Here is a 25,617-nt window from a genome sequence, read left to right on the forward strand (position 1 = left end):
AGGTGCTATACACCTTCGACTTTTTGGAAAACTCTTTCGAATCTTTTTAATGCATCGTCGATCACTGCATCCGTATCCGCAGCGCTTGTATACAAACGGCTTCCAGCGAGAGTAACGATACCTTCTGCCATGTAAGCTGCTCCCATCTCTTCCATCGCTTTTTTGCGAGTATGAGCTTCTTTGATCGTAGACTTGATCTTCCAGAATTTTTTGACATCGATCTCTAAAAGCATGGTTCCAACTGTTTCTAAATGGCAGATCGATCCTTGGTTGAATGCTACGAAAGGTAGATTATACTTCTTAATTAGTTTTTGTAAACCGGCAGTGATCCTATCTCCTGCTTTTCCTGCTTTTTCGCAGGCCTTTTGTTTTTCGATTTCAAGAAGAGTATAATAACCTGCGGCTGAACTAAGAGGGTTTGCTGCCATGGTTCCACCGATCAGAGCCTTTTTGACACCTGTTTGGAGTCCTGCGGAAAGATACTTCATGTATTCCTTCTTTCCGCCCAATCCACCTGCAGAAGGATAACCACCAGCAACCACTTTCCCGAATACGGTTAGATCAGGAGTAATACCATAATAACCTTGAGCGCCGCTTAGGCCGATACGAAATGCAGTAACAACTTCATCAAAAATTAGTAATGCTCCGTATTTGTCGCAAAGTGCCCTGACTCCTTTATTGAAATCCATATCTATCGGGCGAGTTCCGCTTTCTGGTCCTATCGGTTCCAGGATCACTGCGGCAGTACCGCCTCTCCAACGGTTTCTTTTTAAGGTTCTTTCTAATGCGTTTAGATCATTTGGATAGAATTCTTGAGTATATTTGAAAACATGTTTAGGAATTCCGTGAGACTCAAAATGTCTTGTGCCTGGAAGACGAAGTCCATAAGCAAGTTGGTCACTCCAACCGTGATATGCTCCGCCCATCTTTACGATATTTTTCTTTTTAGTAGCAAGCCTTGCGACGCGGATAGAAGCCATACAAGCTTCTGTTCCGGATCCTAACATACGGAACATTTGCACAGAAGGCATATGTTCTACGATCTTCTCCGCAAGTCGTAACTCATATTCATGGAATAAACCGGTCACAGGTCCTGTAGTTTCCAGAAGTTCTACAACCTTCTTACGAATATTAGAAGGATTACTTCCCAAAACTGTAGGACCTCCAGCTTGCAAAAAGTCTATGTATTTGTTCCCGTCCAGATCGTATAAATGGGCACCGGATGCCTTGGTGAAAACAAGAGGGAAGGGATAATTGAATGCGAGATTATGCTGCACTCCGCCTGGAATATACTCGGAGGCTTCCGCGATCATAGTCTTGGATTTAGAGCATTTCTTCTCAAAATATTCCTGAAGGTATTTCTCCATTTCATTTTTCTTAATGGAGCGAATTGGCTGGCGAATCAGGTCATGAAGTTGTTTATAAACCCCTTTTACGTCTGGGTATTGGGTAATTGCGAAGCCGGTAGACATATCTTTTTCCTTTTTTTACGGAATATAGGTTGACAGTGAGTGAATACTCACTCACTGTCAACTAGAAAATATAGAAAAGAAGCTTCCGGGAAAATTTTCCGTATTCCGGAGGTTAGGAACCGTTCAGGTAGTAAATATAGGAAGTACTGTGGCCGAATTTACCTCATCAAAATACAATAGAGATACTTTTGATAAGATCCCGGAAGAAAAAAGGACCAGGATACTTTCCGTTGCGATCGCAGAATTTGCAAACCGAGGTTTCAATAATGCGAACACTAATATTATCGCGAAGAAGGCCGGCATCAGCGTCGGGTCCTTATACAAATACTTTGATACAAAAGAAGATTTTTTTCTTACCGCCGTCGGTTACGGGATCCATCAGTTAGAAAAGACTTTAGAAGAAGTTCTAAGCGAAGAAAGTGATCTTTTCGGTAAGATAGAAAGAATATTAAGAATTATCCAAAAACATTCGAGAGAGAATAGAGATATCATTCGTTTATACAATGAGATCACTGCGGAAGGAAATTCTGAACTGATCCGAGGACTTTCCTCAGATATGGAAACTGTTTCTGCAAAAGTATATACGTCCTTATTGGCAGAAGCGAAAAAGTCCGGATCTGTAGGCAAAGATGTAGACGAGAAAATTTTTGCTTTCTGTATCGATAATCTTTTTATGATACTCCAATTCTCTTACGCTACAGAGTATTATCGCGAAAGAATGAAGGTCTATTTGGGAAAAGACATTGATAATGATGAGAAGGTCGTAAAAGGGATAATGTCTTTTATTCGCAGGGCGATAGAGAAGAAATGACCCTTCGCCATTTTATTGGCGTAAAAAATCCAATCTATACATTACTCCGAAATCCAAAGAGTTTGATTTGCTGACAGATGTAGCTCCTTTCCCGATTGCGGTCTGAAGTAGATCATTTAATAATGCGTCGCCTGGCGCCCTAGGTGTGGAAGAATCGAAAGCGTATCTGATCTCGTTCGAAGTCTGATCCAAATTGTATTTCCATTCATAAGCCGAGATGCCCGCCCAGAGGGAAAACACCGGCGTAATTCTATACACGAATTTATAGGATAACTGAAATCCTTTCGCGGACCATGCGGATTTTTGTGCAACTTCTCCATAAAAAGCGGAAGAGGAATCGGGAAAGACAGTCGCGTGTATTGTATTATCCTGATTTCCCTTTAGAGATAAGTAATATAGTTCGATCCTATTTTCGATCCTTTCTCCTGTCCTGATCGTAGATTTTAGACCTAAAGAAGGCCCCTTCATTTGTTCGAAGACCTGAAAGAAATAATTTCCATATAAATACAAGCCGGAAGAAGAGTATGCCTTTAAGCTGGTATTGGTATCGTCGGTATTTCCCCAAAATTGAAAATAGCCGACGCTTGGTCTCAGATCAAAACGAGAGTTCGTAAATGCAAGGTAGGATATATCAGCTTTTATTGTGGTTTGTTTTTCTGGAAAAGTTCCGTTAGTTGTATTGAACTCGTTTGCTGAATTAATTGTTAGAGTGTTCAGTGTAGTGTCCGAACGGAAATTACTGCCAGAGAAGGATCCAGAAAGTCTTCGATACGTGTAAGTTAGGCCGTAGTGGTTGGAAAGTCCTGCTTTGTAACTCGGCTTTTCTGTTATGGTCGGATTACTTGCTGTCAGCAGGTTTAGGGTATTTTGCATTCTAAGTAGAAATGTTTCCGAATCAGGTTTGTAATATCCGTATCCTATACCTCCGAAAATTTCTAAGTCGTGTCTTTTGGTTTGATCCAACTGAAAATTCGTTACATTTTTCTTAGGTGGCTCCTGCGGAGACGGTTCCACTATGGGAGGTTGCGGTTCTTGAGTTTTTTGTTTCAACTTGTCTTCGGAATCCTTTAACTCCTTTGTTGTGGGCTCTTTATAGCTTACCCTTTGGATCTCTATTTTATTTAATTGCCTAATTTTGCCGTCTGTAATTTTGATCTGAATGGAAGTCGCAGTCTGATGTATGACCTCTCCTCTTAAGATTTGTCCATTCTTCAAATAGATTGTCTGTTCTTCGCCAAAAACTGCGATTGATGACAGAAGAAAAGATAACAAAATAGTTCGTTTAATAAAAGAAAATCCCATCTACGTTAAATTTCGACAGTTAGAGAGATGTGTGCAATAAATTATTAAAATATTTGGATTAAATCATTCGCGGTTTTTGTCATGATACTAGTCTCGAATTCCGGATCACTATCCCTAATTTAACTCAAACCTCTTCATCATCCCAAATTCCAAAATCGCAGATCTACTTTCCGAATGGATCGTTTTACCTATGGCTTCCATTAACTTTTGTTGAATTAGATATGCACTCGGATTACTTAAATCCACTCCAATCAATCCGTCTTTGGATGAATAAATATATTGGAAATCGGAGTTCAGACTATATTTCCACTCATAAAATTGCAATCCAGCGTAAACCGAAATAGTAGGAGTAATCCTATAAACTAGCCGATAGAGAAGCTGGAAGCCGTTTGCATTCCAAGAGACATTCTGGCCTTGTCTATAAAGTGCTACCTGAGACAGATTCGCTGGTACGAGAAAAGATACAATACTTCCATCTTGGTTTCCAGATAAAGTTAGATTATGATATTCTAATCTATTTTCCCATCTCTCTCCCATTCTGATGGTTGCTTTTAGTCCGACTGTATAACCTTTAAGAGTTTCGTTGAACTTCATTACACCTTGAGAATATAGATATAAACCGCTATCGATATAGTAGGATGTGGATAGATTCGTATCTTGAGATTGTCCCCAGAAGTATTGGTAACCGATTGTGGGCCTTAGATCGAATCTTTCGTTTGTAAATGCGAGAAAGGACAATTCGTTTTTCAAAGAACTTTGTCTTTCCGGAAAACTCCCAGTGCTATGGATCATTCCGCTTGCGTAAGAATGACTATCATAGGTGCTTCTGTTGCCTAAATGCGATCCGGTGATCCCTCCGGACCATCTTCTCCAAGTATAAATTGCTCCATAAGTTTGGGATAATTCAGGAGAATGTGTAGGCTTATCGATTACAGTAGGAAGAGTTCCGGAAGCTAACCCAACTTTGTTTTGGATTTGTACAGGAAGCCCTTGAGTTTCCGGAGAATATCTTCCCGCTCCTAATCCGAAGTAAACCTCTAGATCATTTCGTTTTAGCTGATCTATATGGAAATTTACTGCGGGTTTCGGGACTTCTGCGATTTGAGGAGAAGGAGCTTGTTCTGCCTGGACTGGCTTTTTTTCTTCCTGAGGAAGTTTAGTGGGCTCATTGAAGCTAACTGTATTAATCTCAGATTTGTTTAATTGTAACGTTTTTCCTTCCGTAGTTTTGATCAATATACTGGTTGCAGTCTGCTGTAATATTTCCGCACGAATGACCTGACCATTTTTTAAATAGATGGTTTTCATTTCCGCAAACAAAGAAACCACCGGGATCATCAATGTAGCAAATGGTAGAAGGAACCGAACAAGATACAACTTCATTTGCGACGTATTCTATGTATTAAAAGGTTAAAGGCAATAATTTAATGTTCTTGATCAGGATCCGTAAATAAATTTCAATTACTGAGATAACTCGAATCTTTTCATTACTCCGAATTCTAAGGAGGAAGCTTTGCTTGTAGCAGGCACAGATTTAGCTACGGAATTTAATAGAAAATTTATAACCACTTCTTGGTCGATGGGGCTAGGGTTATTTATATTTCCTAAGCCGCTGAAAGATTGTTCAAATGATTTTACAGAATATTTCCATTCGAATGCTTGGATTCCTACCCAAAAAGAAAGAGTGGTTGTCCATTTATAGAATAGTTTATAAGAAAAATTGAATCCTTTCGCATCCCATTGTATACTTTGCCTCGTTACTCCATAATCGAAAAAATTCGGAGTATTGAACATGGCCGTATCACCGTTGCCATATTGAGCGCCAGAAAGAATTAGATAATGCAATTCTATTCTATGCTCCCATCTTTCCCCTTGTCTAACTGTAGTTTTTAATCCGATAGATGGACCTTTTAACTTTTCCAAAAAGTAATAATTGTTTTTAAAGAAAGAAGTAAGATCATTTCCATTATAGCCGGTCGAAATTGTATTAGTATCCTCTGTCTTCCCCCAAAACTGAGAATAACCAAAGCTAGGTCTTAGATCAATCCTTTGATTACTATAAGCGAGATAGGAAATATCGGCCTTTAATGAACTTTGTTTTTCCGGAAATGTTCCTGCAATCTCTTGCAGGCTTCCATTGTTAGAATATACTTTTAGTCTTGCAGAAGTTTCGCCGCTGAAATTATTTCCGCTTAATCCGAACGCGAATTTTTTCCAATAATAGATAAGCCCTAGACTGTAGGCAAGACTTCGTTTATAACTTGGATCGTCTACGTCGATTGGAAAGCCTGAGAGAGCGCTGAACTTTGCTCCTAATTGATTTGAATAGGATTCCGTAGGAGGGCGATATGTTCCGAGGCCCGCTCCGAAGAATACTTCTATATCTTTTCTTTTAATTTGGTCGATCGCGTATGGACTTGCAGCTTTATCTATTTCAGGTTCCGGCTTTTTAGTCGGTTCGGGAATAGGTGGAGGAGGTTCTTCTGCAACTGCAGTTTGTTGTTTTAATTTTTCTTCCGATTCTTTCTTTTCTTGGACGGTAGGTTCTCTGTAGCTAACTCTCTGTATCTCTTTCTTATTGAGTTGTTTGATCTTTCCATCGTCCATTTTGATTTGCATTGTGGTTGCAGTTTGTTGGATGACCTCCCCACGTAAGATCTGTCCGTTCCTCATATAGATTGTCTGCTGTTCAGCGAACAGTTCGACAATGGGGGAAGATAATAAAAGGATCAATAAGTAGATTCTTACGTTGGAACTTCCCATAACGTGGCTATTAGAACGAATACTTAATCGATCGGCAATAACTTATTAAACGGATCTAAATAAAAGATGTTTCTATTCGACAGTTCTTTGGATAGGAGAAGGTTTGAATGAGTCGGATAGATCTTTAAGGTTAGTCTACTGGAAAAAAATGCGCGCGATAAGGTCCATTTGATAACCGCCTATTTTATGAGATCTATATTCATTCTCCGACTATTGAACTTCTTTCTTCCTTTACTTTGTGGCATTTGCGGGAGAGAAGACTTCTTTTCCTTAAAAACGGGCATTTGCAAAAGATGCGCCTCTGCTGCTCGGACTTCTAAACCATTATACAGATGTAATGTATGCTCTTCTCCCCTAGTTGTACCGCTTGCAGTTTGTGGGTTTTGTGATTCCAGAAATGTATTCTTTACAAAAGTGTTTTGTTTACGGGATAGAAACGACCTTTTAGGAGATTTATTGAACAAGCTGAAATCCAATAACGAATATCCGGTTTCAATTTTTCTTTCACTCGGGATCAGAAGGACTTTGAGAGAATTGCGAACTTTAGGTCTGGACGCGTGTGTCCTTCTTCCTAGTTACTCTAAAAATAAAATTTTCCATCCGGATCTTAGACCATTCTCCCCAAGTAGCAGATTATATGAAGAAACAAAAAGAATATTAAAAATTCCTTTAATAGATCCATTGATAAAGACAAGTCAGGAAAGACAGGCAGGTAAAAGTTTTTCGGAAAGATTTTTTCACGCGTATTCTGCCTGGAAAATAAAACCGAATTGGGAGGACCGTTGTCCTTCTAAGATACTATTATTGGACGACGTTTTTACGACAGGCGCGAGTGTGAATGAAGCGAGTCGGATTTTAAAGAAGAATGGTGCAAAGTCAGTTTACATTCTAACCTATCTTAGAGTCTCAGATTAAACTTGACCAATCTACATATCCGTTTAGTATAGATGAAAGAAGATGGTCCGAAAAATTCTACATGTCGATATGGATGCGTTTTACGCTTCGGTAGAACAAAGGGATAATCCAAGTTATCGGGGCAAGCCTCTCATTGTAGGAGGTCCTCCTGATTCTAGAGGAGTGGTATGCGCTGCAAGTTATGAGGCAAGAAAATTCGGAGTTCGTTCTGCTATGCCCTGTTCTCAGGCGGCAAGGCTTTGTCCTTCCGGGATCTTTGTAACTCCTCGTTTCGAAGCGTATAGAAAAGTATCTTCTAAGATCAGACAGATCTTCTTAGAATACACAGATCTTGTGGAGATGCTTTCCTTGGACGAAGCATTTTTGGATGTAACTCAGAATAAGAAAAATATTCCATATGCAAGTCAGATTGCAAAAGAGATCAGAGAGAGAATTTACGAAGAGACTCAGTTAACCGCGTCCGCAGGAGTTTCTATTAATAAGTTTTTAGCCAAGATTGCAACAGACCAAAACAAACCAAACGGAATGACAATCGTTCGTCCGGAACAAGCCGAAAAATTTATAGAGTCCCTGGATGTTTCCGTATTTCCCGGGATCGGAAAAGTTACATTAAAGAAAATGCATGCACTTGGGATAAAAAAAGGAAAAGACCTAAAAGAAAAAAGCCTGGAGATGTTGGACCAAAACTTCGGCAAATCGGGTCGTTGGTTTTATGCGGTATGCAGAGGTTTGGACGATAGACCGGTAGAACCGTTTAGAGAAAGAAAATCTTTAGGAGCGGAATCTACTTTTGCTAAAGATCTAGAAAATGGCCCTGAGATATTTAGAGAACTTTCGGATATCGCGGAGGAATTGGAGAGAAGATTACTTCAAAAACCTTTCCCCGGAAAAACGATCACTCTTAAAGTAAAATTTTCTGACTTCACCCAAAAAACCAGAAGTATCACCGAAGATTATTCCTATCTGGACAAAAACGAATTGTACCGGATCGGATCCAAACTTTTAGAGGAATTCATATTAGAATCCGGTAAAGCGATATTTCCGATCCGTCTTTTGGGCTTAAGTCTTTCTCATCCGGAAAGCACTTCTAAAAATTCTCAAATCAGAATTGAAGAGCAAGAGGATCTATTTCCTTCTCTATTCTAAACTATTTAGAGGTATCTCCGTCTATCCCGGAAGGAACTAAGTTTGCGATTCCCTGCCGTAGATTTGCCCATTCTTGCCTGCATTTTTTATCAGAATCCTTTTCTTCATTATAGTGAATCATGGATCTCCCCGCTGCAAGTCCGGCTAGTTTAGAATTATCGAATACTTTCCATGCTATACTTAATATAAATAGACCGACGAAAGGAAGTGCTATCTTTAGAATTCCATGGTGTTTAGAATCCATAATGGAACCTAAAAATGTGCAAATGGAACCGATGCTGAACAAATACCAACCTATATAAAAATAATCTTCCGCGATCTCGGAAGCATTATTGATCATATATCTACAAAAAGATCCGTCCATCTCTACCAATTCTTTTTTTCCCGATGGTAGAAGGTTCTCTATAAACGGTTTTTCTAATCTGGATTTTCCCAAGTAAGGTTGGATCTCTAAGAATAGATTAATTCCCATATACAGCATTCCAATAATGAAGATTATGAAAAAAGGTCTGTATAAAAGTTTGGTCCTTTCCGTTGATCTATAAAGTTCTAATTCTGATTCAGGAACTCCCATCTTTTTGGAAATCCTATCTTTGTATTGTTGAAAGGCTAAGTTATCCATGAAAGGAATGTAATCGGTAGCAGGAAGAGAATCCTTTGTTTCTTTACTTTGGAGCCAGAGATTGACTTCGTTTAAGGCTTTAGTTTTAGAAAACTTGAAGTAGGGGAAGATAAGGCGGATCAGAAACATATTATTTTCCTAATGTATAAAATCGTCAGATGGATTGGCTGGTCAGATTAGAAAGTCTTTAGGTTATATGCAAGGCGATTTTTGGGGTGTGGAAGTCGGAAAGGTTAAAACTTCTCTAAAATAGATAAAATTTCTTTCCCGTATTGTCTAACTTTGGCTTCTCCCATACCTTTAATCGCCATAAGGTCTTCCAGGCTTTCCGGTCTTTGAGAGACGATCCTGACAAGTACAGGATTTTGGAGCACCATAAACTTCTTCCATTTATTACGTCTCGCGATCCTGTCTCTGAAGTTTTTGAGTTCGTTCAGAATAAGTTTGTCCCCGCTAAGCGGTATTTTTTTGCGAGGTTTTTCAGTATCATCGAAAGATGTTTTAGGTTTTCCGAATGAAGTCAGATAAATTTTGGGATATTTATCCCCTTTAACGGAAAGCTTCTTTGTCTTCTGCCAATCTTCCAAAAGTTTAAGAATGGATTCTTCGGGAATATGTTTTAAAGAAGAATAATATTCGGACTTATCTAACCTTCTCCGAAGTATATCCTTGGATTTTGCACCTCTCAATGTACCTGCGATGATCTTTTTGCCGAATTTTGCGGGATATTCAGATATCAATCCTTCTACCGATTTGATCTCATCAGGATTGAAAATGTGAGATTCCTTTTCCTTCTTCTTTTCCGCCTTTAATCTTTCTCTCTCAGTATAAGCAAGTCTTGCGGAATGAGAGGATGCCGAGTCTGCACAAGTATCACAAGATCCGCAATTGGAAATTTGTTCTCCGAAATAATCACATAAGATCTTTTGTCTGCAGTCAGAAGAACTTACGTAAGATTTTACATGAGAGAGTAGGGTTTCTCCTCCCTTATAATTTGCTTCCTTTGATAAAAGAAAACTTTGGACGCTTAAGTCGCCGGGTAAGAAGAATAACACACAATCCGAATTTTTACCGTCTCTCCCTGCTCTTCCCGCCTCCTGATAATAACTTTCCAAAGAAGAAGGCACTTGATAGTGGAGAACTAATCGTACATTCGGACTGTCCAATCCCATTCCGAATGCATTTGTGGCAACGAGTATATTCGTTTTTCCGGATGTATATCCTTCTTGCGTTTTTTCTCTGCTGGAATCCGTTCTTCCTGCGTGGTACTTGCCCACTTTATATCCTGATTTGCGGAGAAGTTCGTAAATTTCGTCCACTTTTGCGCGAGTGGAGCAGTATATGATCACCTTGCCTGAAACTGATTTCTGAAAGTTACCTTTTTCTAATATTTCTAAAAGTAGATTTTCCTTTTCTCTTTCCGAGTCAGGGTATACTACGGAGAATTTCAAATTCTCTCTGGCATAGGTGCCTTGCACATGCAAAGGGAGCTTTAATCCCAAACTATCCGAAATATCCTTTTTGACTCTGTCGGTTGCCGTAGCAGTCAGAGCTACCCAAGGAGTCCCTTCTTGTAAATAAGAACGTAACGTATGAAGTTTTCTGTATTCAGGGCGAAAATCGTGCCCCCATTGTGAAACACAATGGGCCTCATCCACAGCCATCAAACTCACTGGAAGTTTTGGAAGTAAATTTAAGAAAGAGCGAGAGACTGCTCGTTCAGGAGAAATATATAATATTCTAATCTTTCCTGTTGCTGCGGAAGATAAAACCCTTACTTGTTCGAGATCGTCCTGAGTAGAATTGCAATAAGCAGCTTGGATCCCTCTTGCTTTTAATCCATCGACTTGGTCTTTCATAAGCGCGATCAATGGAGAGATTACGATCGTAAGAGAACTTGCCTCTGCAAAGGAAGGTAGTTGGTAGATAAGTGATTTTCCGCCGCCGGTAGGAAGAATTGCTAGTACATCCCTTCTTTCCAATAATGCTTGGATTGCTTCCCATTGGCCTTGCCTGAATTGAGAAAATCCGAAATGGGTATGTAGGATCTTTTTCCAATCCTCTATCGAAGACGAGGCTGTTCCAGTGTTTGCAGACAAGTTGAAACTACTTCCTTATTCTTGATTTCGGATCTTGCGGTAAAGAAATCTTGAGGGATGTAGAGAAGAGTACAAGCTATTTTCGATAGATAAAGGTTCGTTTAAAAGAATCTCCGCCAAAATTTCCCCTCCCAATAGGGAAGTTAAAACTCCCCTGGATCCCAAACCGCCGAACACAAACAGGTTTTTTTGCGGTTCTAAAAAAGGGAATTCTTTCTTTCGATTTTTATGTAAACCCATACCGGAGTATATTTTTCGAAAAGGTCCTGGAGAATGGACCGGACCAACGATCGGGAATCGATCCGGTGTTTGGGATCGGATCCCGACGAAGTCGGAGCGAACTTTAATCTGTTTCCAGTTTAAGCCCAGGTATGTCCTTTGAGAATATTCTAAAATTTCTTCCCTATCCTTGGGACTTGCATTCGGGTTTAAATCGAATTCATCAAATGTGGAACCATTTACTCGGATCCCATTTTTAGAAGGAGTGAGATATTTATCTCCGACTCGGATCGGATCTTTTTCTGACTCTATATTCGGATCTTCTAATATTTCTAATTGTCCCCTCACCGATCTAGGTGAGAACGGCGACTCTTTCCATAAACCTTGTAGTAAATTTTCGATCCCGAAAGAATTTGCTAAGATCAAAACTTCCGTTTTATTTAAAATTTCGTTGTTCTCTGAAAATAATGTCCATTCTTCTTTTTCAAATGCGATGGAGCTTGCTTTTCCTTGTTTGAGAAGAATGTTCGGATGATCTAAAAGTTTTTCGACGAGAAGCGGAGTGTCCGTCCAAAATCCGGAAGGATAAAAGATGCCTTTCGCATTATCAGGATAACTTTCTCCGAGTTCCGGTTTTAGTTCTGCCAAATCACTGGATAAGGAATGTGCCTTAATACCTTCTTCTAGTCTTGCCCAGGGAAGATCTTCTCCTGAAAGTTGTAACGTCCCGGAGATTTGGTAAGAATCTTTTGAAAGTAGATCGGAATAACGGCGGATAGAATTTCCGAGACAACGTAAGGTCCATAAACTGGTTGGAGTTCCTACTTTTGTAATATGAGGATGGGAAACCGCCATCGGAACGGAAGATGCGCGTAACGCGTTATGGTCGTCCCAAACCTCTACATGAATTCCTCTCCATGCAAGCGCTCTTGCAATACCTGCGCCCGCGAGTCCTGCTCCCAATACGGATACTTTCTCGGGAACTTTATCGGAGTGTGTTCTTCTTAAGAATGGGATCGGATTTAAGTCCTGTTCAGGCTCGGATTCATAAACTCCGATGAGCATTTCCCTTTTTCTTCCAAAGCCCGGGATTTTGGACAGGGTGAAGCCTGCCTCGCTCAAACGATCTTTGACGGATCTTGCCACAGTGAAAGTGGCAAAGCTTGCGTTCTGATCCGAAAGTCTTTTGAGCTGGAGTGAAATATTTTCTCCCCAGAGTTCCGGATTTTTAGAAGGAGCAAATCCATCTAAAAAGAAAGCGTCGAACTTTCCGGAAACCTCCGGAAGAAGCTGGATTGCATCTCCTATCCATAGATCCAAGATCAAATTTTCTTTTTCGAATAAGAAAGTATTACACCCTGGGACAAGTAGTTTATATTTCTCTAAAAATAATTCTAGTAGTTCGGAAAGTTCAGGAAAAGCGGAAATTGCTTTTCGAATATCATCTCTTTCTAATGGATATTTTTCAAAAGAAGTAAATCGCAGGACGCGAAAGCCTGATTTACTTTTGCAATCTCTCCAGAGCTGCCAGGAGGCGAAAAAATTTAGACCGGTCCCAAATCCTAATTCTAAAATGGAAAATACATGGCGCGCTCCAGAAGAAGATAATCTTTCTTCTAATCTGTTTCCTTTTAAGAAAACATGTTTGGTTTCTTCCAGCCCGTTTTCCGGAGAAAAATAAATATCGTCGAATTCTCTGGAAACTGGCGTGCCGTTTTCTTTCCAATCTATCATCCGGGATTTTCCGAGTTTGATTTGGTATCTTCTTTAGGAGGAAGACCGGCGGATGGTAGGTTCTGTAGAGGCGGGTATGCCGGTCCTTCTTCCTTTTTATGAGGCTCTTTAGAAAGTTGGATCTCTTTTCTGACTCCCATTCTGTAAGTGGTCATGTTCATATAAAGAGAAGGAGCGGGTAATCCGTTTGCAGTCGCAACTTGATTCCTGATATTCAAACCTTTTCCATCTAGATCACCGAAACTTGTGATCTCTAAGAACACATACGCATTATACAGAATTGTATCCGGAAAGTATTGGCCTATATTATATTCGAATAATAAACGAAGTCCCTTCAATTCTTGTAGTTGATTCTTGACGCTGGATATCCTATGTTCTCCTTCTATAATGTCCATTCTATAGACGGCGAGGCCGTATATCGGTCCAACACCGAAGTTCACATTCTTCCCTTCATAATAACCTAAATAAAGCGTGAAATACATCTGATAATCTTCGTAAGTATATTCCATGTTTCTTCCTAATTGAGGAGGAAGAGGAAAAAGTTGATTAGAAACATAGTCGTCAAATGCAAAATAACGTCTTCCGTCATCCGGATAATTGATCAGATTTCCTCTATATGTTCTGGGAGAAGTTAGGTTGAAGGACCAAGCAAGTCCGCTTAAGAAAGAAAAAAATCCTTTGATATCTCTTGTGCCTGGGATCCTGCTTGGAACAGATCCGATAGAGTAGAATGCACGAGTAGTCGTGGAGTCCCTGCTAACCACGCTTGTGTCTGCGTTCGAACCTGGAGCACTGAACTTGCTGACCGGTATACCTTGGACATTGGAAGGATGAGTAAAAAAATCCAACGCAGTATATTCCGCACCCGCATTGATAATGATCGAGTCTAAGATCCCACTCATACTTTTACAAGAGGAGAGAATTAGAAATAGACAGCAGGCTATGACTTTGGGGAAAAAATCCGGATTTAGTCTCTTTGAATCCATCGTTCAGAACCAAATTGGAACAGTCGGAAATCAAACCAAGTCCATTTCATGGCGCTTGACTGCTCACACCGAAAACCGAGGATCGTATTAGTCGAAGTATATGTCTTTCGAAAAAAAACAGCCGATCCAATACCCCGTATCCGTGGCCCCAATGATGGACTGGACGGACAGACATTTTCGTTTTTTCTTAAGACTGATCACTAAACATTCCTTATTCTATACGGAAATGGTGACAACGGGTGCTATACTCAGAGGGGACAAACATAGATTCTTACGTTTCTCTCAGGAAGAATCTCCACTTTCCTTACAGCTAGGCGGGGACAATCCCTCTCGACTTGCAGAATGCGCAAAGATTGGAGAAGAATACGGATACTCGGAGATCAATCTGAATGTGGGCTGCCCGAGCGATAAGGTCCAAGAAGGAAATTTCGGAGCTTGCTTGATGAAGGACCCGAATAAAGTCGCTGATTGTATCTCTGAGATGGATTCTAAAACTTCTATCCCTGTCACAGTGAAATGTCGTATCGGTGTTCGAGGAAAAGAAACATTAGAAGATCTGCATACGTTCGTTAGATCTGTGAGCACGGCAGGTGCAAGACGGATCACAATACATGCAAGAATTGCAATATTAGAAGGCTTAAGTCCGGCTCAGAACAGGACTGTTCCTCCGTTACGTTATGAGGATGTATATTCTATTAAAAAAAGTTTTCCGGATCTGGTGATAGAATTGAATGGAGGAGTTAAGTCCATTTCAGATATACATTCTCACTTGGGCAAAGTGGACGGAGTAATGATCGGAAGAGCAGCTTACGAAAATCCTTTCTTATTCTCAGATGTGGATTCCGAGTTTTTTGGCGCACAACCTTTAAACCTGAGTCGAAGAGAGATCTTCGAGTCCATGCAGGAATATGTTTCTTCTCAAACTGCAGAAGGTGAAAAGCCGAGTCGAATTTTAAGGCACCTACTTGGTGCATTTCATGAGATCAGAGGCGCTCGCTCTTATCGTAGGATCCTTACGGAAAAAATGCATTCTGATCCAGGGCCTAGATTACTTTTAGAAGCATTAGGATCCATCCCTGACGAATATTTGCGGAGAAATTTTTGAACAAAATTCGAACCATAGATTGCGGATACGTAGAAGCAGGGCTTGCCTGCGCCTATCTGATCGTGGACGGGGACAAGGCAGTATTCGTAGAAAATAATACGAATAATGCCGTTCCGCTTCTATTAGAAGCATTGAAGGAAGAAGGGCTTACTCCCGAGTCCGTGGATTATATTATAATCACTCATGTTCACTTGGACCACGCTGGAGGAACAGGCAAACTAATTTCTTTTTGTCCAAATGCGACCGTTCTTGCTCATCCAAAAGCTGCGCCTCATATAATAGATCCAACTCGTCTCATCAAAAGTTCTATCCAGGTATATGGAGAAGAGAACTACTTTAAGTTGTATGGCGAAATTCTTCCTGTTCCGAGTGATCGGGTTCGCATAATGAATGACGGAGAAGAATTAAATTGGCAAAAAAGAACATTCAAATTTCTGCATACAAGAGGACATGCAAACCATCATTTTTGCATTTATGATCCGTTGACGAACGGGATCTTTACGGGAGATACTTTCGGGATCGGTTATACTTTATTTAGAAAAGGAAAAGATTCTCTATTGTTTCCTTCTACTACACCGACCGATTTTGATCCGGAAGAAGCGATACTTTCCGTGGATAAGATACTAGCGACAGGTGCGGACAAGGCTTACCTCACACATTTCGGAGTTTGGGACGATATCCGTTCGGGAGCATCGCAGATGAAAGAAGGCCTTAATGTTATGAAAAACGTTATGATCTCTGCGGAAAAGACAGGATTAGAAGGAGAATCTTTGGTCGCTTTTTGTGAAGGCAGAGTTCGTTCTTATTTGGAAGACCAGATCCATATTCGACATCTTCCTTTCGGAGAAAAAGAGGAAAGATTTATAGGTTTTGATTCACAGATCAACGCGCAAGGGATCGCGTTTAAGATAGAAAGATCTAGAAAGAGTAGGAAATAATTTTCCATCCCTTAAGTGTGTATTTTTAATTCTTCTAAATTATAGAAATGAGAACCCGAAATAGTCTAGTATTACTTAGGCGAAGTTTTTCATTTGATTTCCTAGTTTCGAATCCTTGAATATACATGTGGGCATAACTTCGGATGGATCCAATAAGAAAAGAAACCTAGTATTCCTTCTTTGTGTCTTCTTCCTTTTAATCTCTTGTTCTACAAAATCTTCCGAAAAAGTCCCGCTCCTTTATAAAGGAAGTATAGATATGAGTACGGCCAGTACTTGGGGGGAAATTTATCCTCTAAAAGGAGACTGGGAATTCAGTTGGGGAAATTTATACTCACCTAATACAGGTTATGTGGAAAGTGGACAATACTTCCCGGTTCCAGGGATATGGAGGGATTATTCTCCCGAATTTACCTGGCAAGGACATGGTTCTTATAGATTAAAGATCCATAAAACTCCAGAGCAAAAAAATCTAGCCATCTTTGTACCCAGAATTCCTGGAGTCTATTCAGTATATTTAGGAAAAAGAATGATCTTTGCCAATGGGATCAATGGGACCAGTAGGATCGACACGGAGTTCCTGGCGCATCCGAATGCTCAGATCTATCTATTGGATTCTTTGGATACGGAACTGATCGTGAACGTTTCGAATTATAGAGGAAATTTCCTAAAGGGTGGGATACGTAATCCGTTTCTGATCGGAGATATAGACGCTTTAAAATTTAAAGTGGTCCGCGAAACGATTTGGGAAACACTTTTAGTCGCGATTATTTTTTCAGTAGGTTTGTATCATCTCATCTTCTTTGCATCTTATCGAAAAGATTTAGTGCCATTATTCTTCTCATTATTCTGCTTTTTAGTAGCCTTCTATTCTTTTGTAACTTCCGGTCTTCAGTATATTCTTACACCGGAGCTAACTTTAGATCTTCGGATCAGGATGGAATATTTCTGTGAAGCATGTTTGGTTCCTTCCGTATATATGATCCTAAGGACAATGTATCCGAAACAATTCGGCGCCAAGTGGATGGCGATCTTAATGAGCACTATGTTCATTTTTATCTTCTCCGTTTTCGTATTGGGAGAAGAAGAGCTGATCTATCTGTATTCCTTCTTCATGCATGTTCCTCCATTTTACACCCTATTTCTATTGGCAGCATTAGGATACGCTTGGTGGCAAAAAGAAGACAGGGCAAGGACCGTATTCCTTTCCGGGATGATACTTGCAGTTTCGATGGCAAATGACGTTATCTGGGGATTATACGAGGTTTACTTTCTCATCCCGTATAGTTTTCCGGCAGCGTTAGTCGGGTTTATAGCATTCAATTCTTATATTATATCGTTAAGATTTACTAAAGATCTGGAGAAGGCGGAAACCTTCGCAGAATTACAATCCAAGTATAACGAACAACTTAGATTGAACGCCGAAGAAAAAGCGAAATTCGCAACGTTAGTGGACCAATCTATGGACAAGGGGTTTCATTCTCTCATCGATCAATTGGAATCAAAAGAAAGTTCCGACAAATCGCTTTCTAAACTCAAAAACGAACTTAACCAGACTCTCTCAGGTGTCCGAGATATTTTGGATCTGATGCACCATCAGGGCGGAAAAGAAGAATTGGTAGAAGATGTAATGAGAAAGTTCGTCCTGAAAAATCCGTTATTCGCTCATTCAGAGATCCAAAAGGTTTCTCAATTTTTGAGAATAGATGAATGTCTCCAGGTCCAGAGAATCTTCTCCGATGCGGTAAAAATAGGGGCAAGAAGGTCGGGTGAATCTAAAATTTTCTGGGGAAAAGAAGGAGATTCCATATTACTTAGGATACAGACAACCGGAGTTGTAGAAACCAAAGAAGAGCCTTCTTCTCTAATAGAAGCCGACCTAAAAGTAAGGACTGAAAAGTTAGGCGCGAGATTTTTCCTATTGAGCGAGCCCGGAAAATTCGAATTCGAACTCAGATTGCATTCTTAGGCGAATTTTTCGGAAGAGAAATCGGATTCTTTGGAAAAAGAGTTGTCTCTAATCCTCGTCCGAGGATTCTACACAAGATTAGAATGATTCTAATCTGTGGTGATGAAAATGAAGAATACAAAAATATTTTGCTTGGGCTTAATTTTGGCCCTGGTCTCGGCATGTGGTCCATCCGAGAAAACAAAACAGCTCATGCAAGACGCGAAGACTTCTTTTGGGATCCTTCCGGAAAAAATGCCGGGTTCCGAAAAGGATACTCCTGCTAAGATTGCTTTAGGCGAAAAACTCTATTTCGAAAAACGTCTTTCTATCAACGATTCACAGTCCTGCAGTTCCTGCCACGGAACTTTGGGAAAGACCGCTGGAGTGGACAATCTTCCTACTTCTCCTGGTGCTCTTGGAAAAAATGGAGATCGGAATTCTCCTACATCTCTGAACGCAGGATTCCATTTCGTTCAATTCTGGGACGGAAGAGCGGCTGACCTAAAGGCACAGGCAAAAGGTCCGATCTTAAACCCAGTGGAAATGGCAATGCCTTCTGAAGCTGCAGTGGAGAAGAAACTCTCTGAAATCGCGGAATACGTAGACTTGTTTGCAAAAGCATTCCCGGATCAGGATAAAAAGATTACTTATGACAATTTGGCAGAAGCGATTGCTGCGTTCGAAAGAACCCTGATTACCAGAGACCGTTTTGATGAGTTCCAAGCTGGAAATCATAGAGCTTTAACTTCTGAAGAGCAGAAGGGACTGGAAACTTTCCTAAGTGCAGGATGTATCCAATGCCATAATGGACCTCTTTTAGGCGGAAATAGCTTCCGAAAACTAGGACAGGTACACCCTTACGAAAATACAACCGACGTTGGAAGATCTGCAGTGAGCAAGAACGATGCTGAAAAGTATTTCTTCAAAGTTCCGTCTCTTAGAAATATAGCCTTAACCGCTCCTTATTTCCACGACGGAAAGGTGGCAACCCTACCGGAAGCGGTGAAAAAAATGGCATATTTGCAGCTTGGAAAAGAGCTTTCCTCAGAAGAGGTTGATTCTATAGTATCTTTCCTGAAGGCATTATCGGATAAAAATAGGTCTAATTAATTAGATCTCAGATCAAACGAACTTACAGAATTGAAACCTATTCAGACCGGCTCCGCAAGGAGACGGTTTTTTTTTGCCTTCTAAGTAAAAACTTATCTTTCTAAGATTTGTCTGTACTTTCTGTGAGTCTCGCCTGTGAAGATCTGACGTGGACGAACCTTATGAGATGCGTTCACACCAATTCTCTGTTCTCTCCAGTGAGCCAACCAACCAGGAAGTTTACCGATCGCTTGCATTGCTGTGAAAAGTTCTTTAGGAATTCCTAAACTATGGAATAGGATCGCACTATAGAACTCTAGGTTTGGATACAAATTCTTTTCTAGATAGAATGGATCTTTACTTACATAATCATCTACTTGTAGAGCGATTTCTGCGATTGGATCCAACTTCTTCTGTTTATAAAATTCTAAGAATAGTTTTTGAGCGATGGTAGAACGTTTGCTCTTCACCTTATATGCGTCGTGACCGAAACATGTGGAGTGACGTTGGTAGTCCCCTTTCTTGAGCCTTTCCAGAAATTCCGGAACGGAAAGTTTGGATTTAATAATATCTTCGATCAATTCGACTGCTGCAACCTGTCTTCCGCCTTCTCTGGAGCCCCAAAGTGCGTTGATCGCAGAAGAAACGGATGCGAATATATTTGCCTGAGTGGAACCGATCAGCTGAACAGTAGTGTTCGAAACATTTTGCTCATGATCTGCGTATAAGATCCAAAGTTGGTTTAAGATCCTATCATGCTCCTCGGAAGGTTGGTATTTAACCGACGGAATGGAGAAAAGCATATATAAGAAATTTGTACAATACGGATGGCGATCCAAAGGATAAACGAAAGGCTGTCCTATCATCTTTTTATAAGAAAATGCTGAGATCGTTCTGATCTTTGCTAATAGTCTAGCTGCTTGGTCGATCCCACGATCTAAATATTCTTCGTACTCGTCTTGGTAATAGCTAGATAGGGATGAAACCATTACGGAAAGGACCGCGAGAGGGTGGGCTCTTCCTGGAAATCCGTCAAATAGATTGATCATGTCTTCGTGGATCAAACTATGTTTGGAGAGTTTCATGGAGAATTCTTTCAATTGCTTTTCGGTGGGAAGATCTCCATAAATTAGCAGGTAGCTTGTCTCTACGAAAGTGGAATAATGTACTAATTCTGCGACGTCATAGCCTCTGTATTGCAAATCTCCAGTAAGAGCGTCTCTTCTGGAAATTTTACTCTGGGCATATGCAGTATTAAAAAACCCGGGATCATAAGAAGTTAGCCCCGTCTTAGTATGCAAATCTCTAATATCGATTCCTTTATTCCCGTCAGTTCCTGTGATTACTGGAAGACGGTGGACCTGGTCTCCGAATTTCAACTCTACGAAATCGCTCATACCGATAGGAAACAAGGGAAGGGTAGAAGAGTCAAACCTTCCTTCGGCGCCAGTCGCAATTTTCCCTTTCGGCTGGACAAAACTTCTCCTTCAGATTTACTCTCCCGAAGTTTCGAAGGAATTTTGTTTTGGAGCATCTGCCCGGTTTTTTTCTTCATTTTTGGATCCAATTTGGAACCGCACTTTGCCTTCTTCTCGCGGCGATGGAGCTCGCTAAAAAAAGGGAAAACGCGATGCCCGGTGGGATCTTCTATTTAGCCATCATTCTTGCCTTAGTGGAGAGTCGATTGGGCCTAGGTCTGCTACCATGGGCCGCAGATCATATTTGGTTCTGGCCAGCATTCTTCCCTGCAGTCTGGGCAGTAGGCCCAATGTTACTTTTGGTCTCTAAAAATATGGTCCAATTTGCTTTGGATAGAGAGATCCAGATCGGAAAACATTTTATCCCGGCCATTCTACTTTTTCTAGGGGAATTAATAGCCTATATTATTTTACCTGCAGAAGAGATCAGAGAATATATTCGAAACGCAATGTTTGGTTCCAAGGTGGATATTCTGACCGGGGTCACAATATTCGGTTCCATCCACCAAACTGTTTACTCGATCTTTCTTTGGGTATTATTCAGAAAGGCTTCCAAAGAAACTGAGATCCCACTTTCTTCTTTAGTTTATACAATTCTCTTTGTGGTCTTCACAACCATCCAACTTTGTTGGTTCGGATACTTTTTAAAGAATCAATTTTTATTAGCTGCGGGTTCTAGTTTCCAAACTTTGGGAATCGTTCTTATATTTTTATTCTCTTCCAGGTATCCGAATTTTTTCATTTCTTTGAAGTCGGAGATCCAACAGAAAAGGTATGAAAGAACCCAACTGAATGGATTGGATCTGGACCAACTTCATACTCGTATCAAGGAGTTGGTAGAGGCGGACAAAATCTATAAAGAAGAAAGTCTGAAAATTCAGGACTTCGCAGAAAAACTTTTGGTCTCTCCCCACCAACTTTCCCGCATTCTAAACGAAACCTACGGCAAAAACTTCAATGAATTCCTAAATTCATTTAGGGTAGAAGAGGCCAAAACTTTGTTATTAGAGGATCTGGATCGAACTGTTCTCTCCATCGCGTACGATGTTGGATTTAATACTAAGTCCACATTTAATGCACAGTTTTTGAAAATCACTGGAATGACTCCATTAGAATGGAGAAAAAAGGGTAGCAAACTATAAGTTCGGACGATTGTTTTTCACATATCGGTTAGGATAAAACCTTCCTATCGGATTCCGCAAGGAAGGAGAAGAGACCGATGTCCCGAGAAACATATCCTAAAGAAGAACTAGAATCTTATCGCAAAGTGCAAGCCTTGGCTTACGAAGCGGTGGAATCTGTACGCAAGGAATTATACCCAGGCATCACAGAAAAAGAAGCAGCTCGCAAAATTGACGACTATATCCGAAACGCGGGTGGCACATCCTTCTTCCATTACGGCTTCGCATGGTTTGGCGATAGAACTGCGTTCCGAGGATTCAAACGTCCACTCTCCCTCAATTATTTAAGAAAAGGAGAAGGTCTACTTCCCCATTTCGGCGGAAAATTCCAACCTTCTAACCGCAAATTAGAAGAAGGTATGGCAGTGATCCTAGATGTAGCTCCTACGTTTGCGGGAAGAGCAGCCGATGTGGGTTATGCTTTCTCGTTCGGTAAAAATCCGGAATATGACAAGGCACTCTCAAATTTAGAAGAATACAGAGAGTTAATTTTAAGAAGGGTCTTAGAAGAAAGAACCTTGGCGGAAATCTATTTGGAAGTAGATGCAAGGATCCGTGCTTCCGGATACGTTAACTGTCATTCCGTCTATCCTCAGGGAGTGTTAGGTCATAAAGTGGGAAGACTTCCCGCTTATAATCTTCCAGGTGGACGAGTGAATGGATTTCCATTCCAAACATTCGCCTATTTATTCCCTCAAATGATAAAAGACCTAATCCCAGGAGTCTCAGGACATTCTCCATTATGGGGAGAAGGTTCTAACTTTAGAGCGGAACCGGGACTATGGGCTGTAGAACCTCATATTGGTAAAATATATAGCGGCTCCAAGGAATCACAATCCTTCGGAGTAAAATGGGAAGAGATCTTAGTAGTTACAGACTCTACCGCTTATTGGTTGGATGAGGATCTTCCACATGTACGTCTTTGGAAGGAGAAGAAAAAATCCAAATCTCCCAGGCAGACGGTCAACTCTAAGAAACAAAAAGAAAAAGTCCCTGCTTAAAATACATACATTCAATAATTATAATACTTAATTTAAAAGGCTTATTATGAGTAGTGAAATATTAAAGGATAAGGATTTTTATTTTTATCCCGTCAGAAAACCTAAATTTGAATTTAGCGAGAATGGCACCAGTAAACATTGGATGAACGGTTCTGCTTATAAAACCCATATTCTGAATACGTGGACCTTATTTTTTCCTGACGGAGAAAGATTCTTTATCAGAAGTATCCAAAAATTCCTACCAAGTATCAAGGATCCAAGAGTTCTTCGAAATGCAAAGGCATTCATGGGCCAAGAAGCACAACACGCGGGTGAGCATAAAAAGACCTGGAAAATCCTGGAAGATCAGGGCTTTAAGATCAAGGCTTTCACCGATTTTGTGAATTCATTCTTCGTAAATTTTGTAGAAAGAGTAATGCCAGCTAAGTCTTGTTTGGCGGCGACTGCTGGAGCGGAGCATTATACTTCTCTTGTCGCTACTATCGGCTTGCAAATCAAGGCATTGGACCAAGCGGAATCAGAGATGAAACGACTTTGGGAATGGCATGCAGCAGAGGAGATAGAACACAAGTCTGCAGCTTACGATGTGTTTCTGGATGTCAGCGGAAACTATTTTAGAAGAATGGTCACTTTCCTCGGAGTGACAATCGTATTCTGGGCGGCGACATTTATAGGCGCTGAGATCCTTCTTTGGCAAGAGGGACTTACTTTTAAATGGAAAACCAGAAAAGATGCTTTCCGTTTTATCTTTATAGACGAAAAGGTCTTCTTTCATGCGCTGGGTGCATTCTTCAGATATCTCCGTCCTAATTTTCATCCGGACCAAGAAGATAATCTGGAATTAAGTAAGGCAATCTTCGAATCGCCAGAGCATATTTATAATAGCCTGGACCATTCGGCCCAGGCTATTGAAGCCCGAAACTAAATACTGACCGAAAACAAAGACTTTGAGACGGACTATAAGGAAATTGCATGAGCAGACTAAGCGGGAAAAACATTTTAATCACCGGAGCAAGCGGTGGTTTTGGTAAAGAATTAACCAAACAATTGTTAAAGAAAGGTGCCAATCTAGTGCTTACGGATATGAAAGCACCGGAAACTAAGCTTGAATTCTATTTGGAAAATTCAAAGCCCGTTCCAGGTAAAATACTCGGAAGTTTTGCAGCTGATCTAAGTAGTGAATCAGGTTGCGAAAAGGCTTATAAAGAAGCGATCAAGATTCAACCTAAGATAGATGTCTTAGTCAATAACGCAGGTTTGGCATTTGGTGGAAGACTACTGGATGTTCCGATGGATAAATGGAAATTGATCCTGGATGTAAATTTATACGCTCCTATTTATCTTTCTCGTTTATTCTTACCTGCAATGTTGGAAAGAAAATACGGACAGATCGTAAATCTATCTTCTTGCGCCGGGATCACTGCTCCGGGTGAGTTAGTATATTATTCTGTTTCCAAATTCGGGATCAGAGCCTTGGGCGAAGCGTTAGATTCAGGTTATAGACACCAAGGAATATATACGACTAACGTGTATCCTTTCTTCGCAAATACGAACATACTACATTCTCAACAATTCGGAACGGACAAACCTAAAGTGGTTCCCTCTATGATCGTAGACAGCCCTCAGATGGTGGTTCGAGCCATTGTAAGGGGAATTGAAAAGAGAAAGATGCATGTCTTCCCAGGGTTCACTGCGAAGTTATTGAGATTCTTGACCAGATTATCTCCTGGATTCTTAAGAGGAATGGAAAGACTCGGACAAAAACTTTCTTAAATGAAAAGAGGCGAAAAATATGGCGGCTACCCAATTGGAAAACGGAGTAAAAAAAGAAAGGACTGAGGTTTGGACGGAAACCTTTGTCCATAACGGCGATGTTTCCTTGTATGTGAAATACAATCATACGGCAAAAGAAAGACCGAACAGGCCAACAGTTTTATTCGTTCATGGATATCCTGACGATCATAGAGTTTGGTCCTACCAGATGGAATCTTTAAAAGAGGATTATAATGTAGCCGCGCTAGATCTAAGGGGATCCGGAAAATCCGATAAGCCTAAAAAGCAAAAAGCATATAATGTTCGTAGAATATTCGAAGATCTTGAATCAGTAATCCGATTTATCGGAAATGATAAACCAGTGCATCTTGTTGCTCATGATTGGGGATCTTTGATTAGTTGGGCGTTCGTTGCGGACGAACAGAAATCGATTTGGGCAAAATCTTATACTGCAATGGGAGGACCTCACCCAGTGCTTGGGCGTAGGAACGCTTTTCAAATGGCACTTTCCGGAAATCCGGTCTCTTTGTACAAGGCACTTTCTCAGCTCAAAAGATCTTGGTACATTCTATATTTCCAAATTCCTTTTCTGCCAGAATGGATCTGGAAAACGTTCAGTAAATTTTTCTGGAAGTATACGATGAATACCGGCGGAGTTCCTGAGAATGATACACTTAGGAATAAATCCAAAGAAGAGATTGTTGCGACGACTGTTTCCAATGTGAATTTGTATAGAGAACTGCTTAGAGGGGAGAAGTATCCGGAACCGAAACGTATCAAGGTCCCAGTCCAGGTCCTAATTCCGCTCAAAGATTTTGCGATCAGACCGGAGTTATACAGACTTCACGAGAGGATCTGTGATTCCTATAAAGAATATACGTATGATAGCAATCACTGGATCCAAAGAACTATGCCCGATTTGGTTAGTGAAAAGATCAGAGAGTTTGTTTGGGAGATCGGTTGAAAAAACATAAAATCATAATCGCTTTCAGTTAGAAAAAAAGAAACCAGATCCGTTCCGAAAGGGTCAGA

At 40.5% G+C, this 25,617-nt stretch carries 21 protein-coding genes; 12 read left to right on the forward strand and 9 right to left on the reverse strand.

Annotated features, from left to right (window positions below; translation table 11 throughout):
- Nucleotides 1-5: 5 nt before the first annotated feature.
- Nucleotides 6-1,472: an aspartate aminotransferase family protein gene (locus CH352_RS04090; protein ID WP_100705543.1), complete on the reverse strand. Its 1,467-nt coding sequence runs from the start codon at nt 1,470-1,472 to the stop codon at nt 6-8.
- A gap of 148 nt (nt 1,473-1,620) precedes the next feature.
- Here CH352_RS04090 and CH352_RS04095 point away from each other — a divergent pair, with 148 nt between their 5' ends.
- On the forward strand, nt 1,621-2,283 hold the full coding sequence (locus CH352_RS04095) for a TetR/AcrR family transcriptional regulator (protein ID WP_100705542.1): 663 nt from the start codon (nt 1,621-1,623) through the stop codon (nt 2,281-2,283).
- A 12-nt stretch (nt 2,284-2,295) separates the two neighbouring features.
- On the opposite strand, the gene CH352_RS04100 is transcribed toward CH352_RS04095, so the two are convergent.
- From CH352_RS04100 to CH352_RS04110, 3 genes are all read right to left on the reverse strand, one after another.
- The gene (locus CH352_RS04100) at nt 2,296-3,555 is read right to left on the reverse strand and encodes an OprO/OprP family phosphate-selective porin (RefSeq protein ID WP_243396229.1); all 1,260 of its coding nucleotides are present in this window, start codon (nt 3,553-3,555) and stop codon (nt 2,296-2,298) included.
- 144 nt (nt 3,556-3,699) lie between these two features.
- Nucleotides 3,700-4,968, reverse strand: coding sequence for an LA_0442/LA_0875 N-terminal domain-containing protein (locus CH352_RS04105; RefSeq protein WP_100705540.1), 1,269 nt, complete (start codon nt 4,966-4,968; stop codon nt 3,700-3,702).
- A gap of 78 nt (nt 4,969-5,046) precedes the next feature.
- Entirely contained in the window at nt 5,047-6,318 is a 1,272-nt protein-coding gene (locus tag CH352_RS04110) for an LA_0442/LA_0875 N-terminal domain-containing protein (protein ID WP_243396228.1), read from the reverse strand.
- Nucleotides 6,319-6,804: 486 nt separating this feature from the next.
- Here CH352_RS04110 and CH352_RS19115 point away from each other — a divergent pair, with 486 nt between their 5' ends.
- Both CH352_RS19115 and dinB read left to right on the forward strand, forming a co-directional pair.
- Nucleotides 6,805-7,263 (forward strand): ComF family protein, encoded by a 459-nt coding sequence (locus tag CH352_RS19115; RefSeq protein WP_243396227.1) that lies wholly within the window; start codon nt 6,805-6,807, stop codon nt 7,261-7,263.
- 42 nt (nt 7,264-7,305) lie between these two features.
- A complete protein-coding gene (dinB, locus tag CH352_RS04120; RefSeq protein WP_100705539.1) occupies nt 7,306-8,409 on the forward strand; it encodes a DNA polymerase IV in 1,104 nt (367 codons plus the stop codon).
- 1 nt (nt 8,410) lies between these two features.
- Here dinB and CH352_RS04125 read toward each other — a convergent pair whose 3' ends face one another.
- The 4 genes from CH352_RS04125 to CH352_RS04140 form a co-directional block, all read right to left on the reverse strand.
- Nucleotides 8,411-9,160, reverse strand: coding sequence for a hypothetical protein (locus CH352_RS04125; RefSeq protein WP_100705538.1), 750 nt, complete (start codon nt 9,158-9,160; stop codon nt 8,411-8,413).
- A 104-nt stretch (nt 9,161-9,264) separates the two neighbouring features.
- The gene (locus tag CH352_RS04130) at nt 9,265-11,130 is read right to left on the reverse strand and encodes a RecQ family ATP-dependent DNA helicase (protein ID WP_100705537.1); all 1,866 of its coding nucleotides are present in this window, start codon (nt 11,128-11,130) and stop codon (nt 9,265-9,267) included.
- 15 nt (nt 11,131-11,145) lie between these two features.
- Nucleotides 11,146-13,083, reverse strand: coding sequence for an FAD-dependent 5-carboxymethylaminomethyl-2-thiouridine(34) oxidoreductase MnmC1 (gene mnmC1, locus CH352_RS04135; RefSeq protein ID WP_100705536.1), 1,938 nt, complete (start codon nt 13,081-13,083; stop codon nt 11,146-11,148).
- Nucleotides 13,080-13,985 carry an LIC10647 family lipoprotein gene (locus tag CH352_RS04140; protein WP_243396226.1) on the reverse strand — a complete coding sequence of 302 codons (906 nt, stop codon included), beginning with the start codon at nt 13,983-13,985 and terminating at the stop codon, nt 13,080-13,082. Before CH352_RS04140 ends, mnmC1 begins: the two co-directional genes overlap by 4 nt.
- Nucleotides 13,986-14,169: 184 nt before the next feature.
- Here CH352_RS04140 and dusA point away from each other — a divergent pair, with 184 nt between their 5' ends.
- The 4 genes from dusA (at nt 14,170) to CH352_RS04165 (ending at nt 19,173) form a co-directional block, all read left to right on the forward strand.
- The gene (gene dusA / locus CH352_RS04150) at nt 14,170-15,174 is read left to right on the forward strand and encodes a tRNA dihydrouridine(20/20a) synthase DusA (protein ID WP_100705534.1); all 1,005 of its coding nucleotides are present in this window, start codon (nt 14,170-14,172) and stop codon (nt 15,172-15,174) included.
- The gene (locus CH352_RS04155) at nt 15,171-16,112 is read left to right on the forward strand and encodes an MBL fold metallo-hydrolase (RefSeq protein WP_100705533.1); all 942 of its coding nucleotides are present in this window, start codon (nt 15,171-15,173) and stop codon (nt 16,110-16,112) included. The genes dusA and CH352_RS04155 overlap by 4 nt, the downstream gene beginning before the upstream one ends.
- Before the next feature lie 259 nt (nt 16,113-16,371).
- The gene (locus CH352_RS04160) at nt 16,372-18,081 is read left to right on the forward strand and encodes a 7TM-DISM domain-containing protein (RefSeq protein ID WP_100705768.1); all 1,710 of its coding nucleotides are present in this window, start codon (nt 16,372-16,374) and stop codon (nt 18,079-18,081) included.
- 102 nt (nt 18,082-18,183) lie between these two features.
- Entirely contained in the window at nt 18,184-19,173 is a 990-nt protein-coding gene (locus tag CH352_RS04165; RefSeq protein WP_165780149.1) for a cytochrome-c peroxidase, read from the forward strand.
- Nucleotides 19,174-19,265: 92 nt separating this feature from the next.
- Here CH352_RS04165 and CH352_RS04170 read toward each other — a convergent pair whose 3' ends face one another.
- On the reverse strand, nt 19,266-20,549 hold the full coding sequence (locus CH352_RS04170) for a citrate/2-methylcitrate synthase (RefSeq protein ID WP_100705532.1): 1,284 nt from the start codon (nt 20,547-20,549) through the stop codon (nt 19,266-19,268).
- Nucleotides 20,550-20,677: 128 nt separating this feature from the next.
- On the opposite strand from CH352_RS04170, the gene CH352_RS04175 reads away from it, so the two are divergent.
- From CH352_RS04175 to CH352_RS04195, 5 genes are all read left to right on the forward strand, one after another.
- The gene (locus tag CH352_RS04175) at nt 20,678-21,772 is read left to right on the forward strand and encodes an AraC family transcriptional regulator (protein WP_100705531.1); all 1,095 of its coding nucleotides are present in this window, start codon (nt 20,678-20,680) and stop codon (nt 21,770-21,772) included.
- A 77-nt stretch (nt 21,773-21,849) separates the two neighbouring features.
- Entirely contained in the window at nt 21,850-22,812 is a 963-nt protein-coding gene (locus CH352_RS04180) for a M24 family metallopeptidase (RefSeq protein WP_100705530.1), read from the forward strand.
- Between the two features lie 46 nt (nt 22,813-22,858).
- Nucleotides 22,859-23,737 carry a metal-dependent hydrolase gene (locus CH352_RS04185; RefSeq protein WP_100705529.1) on the forward strand — a complete coding sequence of 293 codons (879 nt, stop codon included), beginning with the start codon at nt 22,859-22,861 and terminating at the stop codon, nt 23,735-23,737.
- 47 nt (nt 23,738-23,784) lie between these two features.
- A complete protein-coding gene (locus tag CH352_RS04190) occupies nt 23,785-24,585 on the forward strand; it encodes an SDR family NAD(P)-dependent oxidoreductase (RefSeq protein WP_100705528.1) in 801 nt (266 codons plus the stop codon).
- Between the two features lie 19 nt (nt 24,586-24,604).
- Nucleotides 24,605-25,549, forward strand: a complete 945-nt coding sequence (locus CH352_RS04195) for an alpha/beta fold hydrolase (RefSeq protein ID WP_100705527.1) — start codon at nt 24,605-24,607, stop codon at nt 25,547-25,549.
- Nucleotides 25,550-25,617: the final 68 nt, after the last annotated feature.

Origin of the sequence: Leptospira hartskeerlii, assembly GCF_002811475.1 — a bacterium.
Classification (GTDB): domain Bacteria; phylum Spirochaetota; class Leptospiria; order Leptospirales; family Leptospiraceae; genus Leptospira_B; species Leptospira_B hartskeerlii.